We start from the raw sequence: 2291 nt of genomic DNA, 5'->3' as shown, positions 1-2291 counted from the left end.
CGCGTGCCCCCCGGCGCGTCCGCCGCCGGGCCGGTGAGGCCCTCGGGCGTCGGCGGGTCGGGCGGCGGCCGGCCGCCGCCCGACCCGCCGCTGCCCGCGCCGCCGCTCCGCTCCGGCTCGGGTGCGGGTTCCTTCCGTGCGTCGGCGGGCTCGGACGGCTTCGCGGGCGCCGACGACGATGGGGGATCCGACGGGGTGGGGGAGGGGGTGCTCGGTGCGAGCGACTCCCTGATGTTCCCCAGCCGGCACTTCCAGTTCTCGATCGTGCTCGCCGGGTCGGTTCCCTCCTTGCACACTTCGGCCGCCCCGGCCGCGTGCGCGGCGGGGGCCGTCAGCAGCAGGGTCAGGGCGCCCGCCGACATCGCCGCCGATGCCGCCGCCGACGCCGTTCCCGCGCGCACGAGCCGCCTGGCTCCGGATCGCCGTTCGGGCATGTCGCTCCTCCGCCTGGGGGTCGACGCCGTGCCCGCGGGGCCCGTGGCGGGCGCGGACACGACGTCACGGTGAGTTTCGCGCCACTTGGACCGATCCTGCCCCGGGGGACGCCTTCCGTAAACCCTCGACGACAGTGAACGCTTACCGCATCCCGCGTCACCGCGCCCGCGTCTCGGCGTCACGCGTCACCGCATCCCGCGTCACCGCATCCCGCGTCACTGCGTCACGAGGCGAGCCAGCCGCGTGCGCCGGTCGGGGGCGCCGGTCTCCCGGACGGCGCGCGCCAGCGCGGGCCCGGCGGCCTGCACCACCGACAGGTGCCGCACGGCCAGCCCGAACGTGGTGACGGCCAGCGGCCGCGACAGGCCCGCGTCCGGCAGGACGGCCACGACGGCGGGCCGCCGGGTCCCGCGGGCCTGCGCGGCGGTGACGGCCCAGCCGTGCCGCAGCCGGGCCGCGTCGGCGCGGGACAGCACGGCCGCGCCGCCGGGGAACTCGACGTCGAGCCCGTGCGGCCCGCCGCCCGTCACGACGCCGGTCTCGCCGAGCGCGGCGTGCGGCAGCGGCGCCGCCACCACCACCCGGTCGCCCGCGTCGAACCCGCCGAACGCGCCCGGCCCGGGGTTCAGCCGCTCCTTCAGCGCGGCGTTCAGCGCGCCGGTGCCCGCCGGGCCGCCCGCCGCGACCGCGACGACCTGGACGTCCGCCACGGGGATCTCCAGCGCGCGGGGGATCGAGTCGGTCACCAGCTGGACGGCGCGGTGCACCGCCTCGCCAGGGTCGGCGGCCGGGACGATCACGACCTCCCGCCCGGGGGCGTCCACGGCGGGCAGGTCCCCGGCCCGCACGGCCTCGGTCAGCGCGGCCACGGGGTCGCCGGGCGGCGTCGCGTCCAGTTCCACGACCGGGACGGTCTCCGACGCCTCCAGGTCGTCCAGCGGGCGGCCCGGCCCCGCGGGCGGCAGCGCGCCGGGCTCCCCGCACAGCACGAGGTGGGCGCCGTCGGGGCACGCCTCGGCGAGCACGGCGCACAGTTCGACGTCGAGCCCGGCGGCGTCCGCGACGACGATCAGGTCGAGGTCGAAGGGGCGCTGCTCGCCGCGCCCGTAGACGACCGTCCCGGGCGCGGCGGACGGGTCGTGGGCCGGCTCGAGCAGCCGGTGCAGGCTCGCGATGACCGGCCCGGTCCCGGCGTCGCCCGGCCCGGCCGGCGGGTCGGCGGCCAGTTCGTCGGCCAGGTCGGCGGCCGCGCGGTCGGTCGGCGCCGCGACGGCGGCCCGCACGCCCCGCGCCGCGGCGGCGCGCGCGATCCCGACGGCGGTGCGAGAGAGGTCCCCGGGCGCGCCCCGCAGAATGCTGACGCCGGTGCCGAGCGCGGCGGTGAGGGCGAGCGAGCGGTCCTCGGCGAGGCGGGCGCGCAGGTCCCGCACGGCCGCGTCGTCCAGCAGCGGCCCGGCGGTGACGGCGAGCCGCTGCAGGCCCTCGGCCGCCGCCTCCTCGGCCAGCGCCCACCGGGCGACGCCGAGGGACTCCTCGGGCTCGGGCGGCGCGGCGTCCCCGCCGTCCTCCCCGAAGTCCTCCTCGAACCCGGGTTCCTCGGTGAGCGGCACGACCTCGCCCTCGTCCAGCGCGGCCTCGACCGCCCGGCGCGGGTCGGCGACGCCGAGCCGCGCGAGCCCGTCGAGCACGTCGGGCAGCGGCGTGACGGTGTGGCCGTCGCGGGCCGCGCCGGTGAGCAGGTGCAGCGCGAGGGCCCCGCCGCGGCGCGGGTCGTCCGGGCGGACGTCCGGCCCGAGGACGGCGCGGGCGAAGTGGTCGGCCTGCTCCGGGCGGACGCCGGGGACGCGCAGCAGCCG

General features: G+C 80.2%; 1 protein-coding gene and 1 pseudogene. Both read right to left on the bottom strand.

The features are described from left to right. A pseudogene (locus ACFQ11_RS37545) lies at nucleotides 1-434 on the bottom strand (hypothetical protein); the annotation flags it as partial. 216 nt (nucleotides 435-650) lie between these two features. Next, nucleotides 651-2291, bottom strand: a 1641-nt coding sequence (locus ACFQ11_RS37540) for an AAA family ATPase (RefSeq protein ID WP_378307700.1), incomplete at its 5' end; no start/stop codon positions are given.

It is taken from the genome of Actinomadura sediminis, from assembly GCF_042675525.1.
Taxonomy (GTDB): Bacteria; Actinomycetota; Actinomycetes; order Streptosporangiales; family Streptosporangiaceae; genus Spirillospora; species Spirillospora sediminis.
This window is presented reverse-complemented; position numbering and strand designations above follow the sequence as displayed.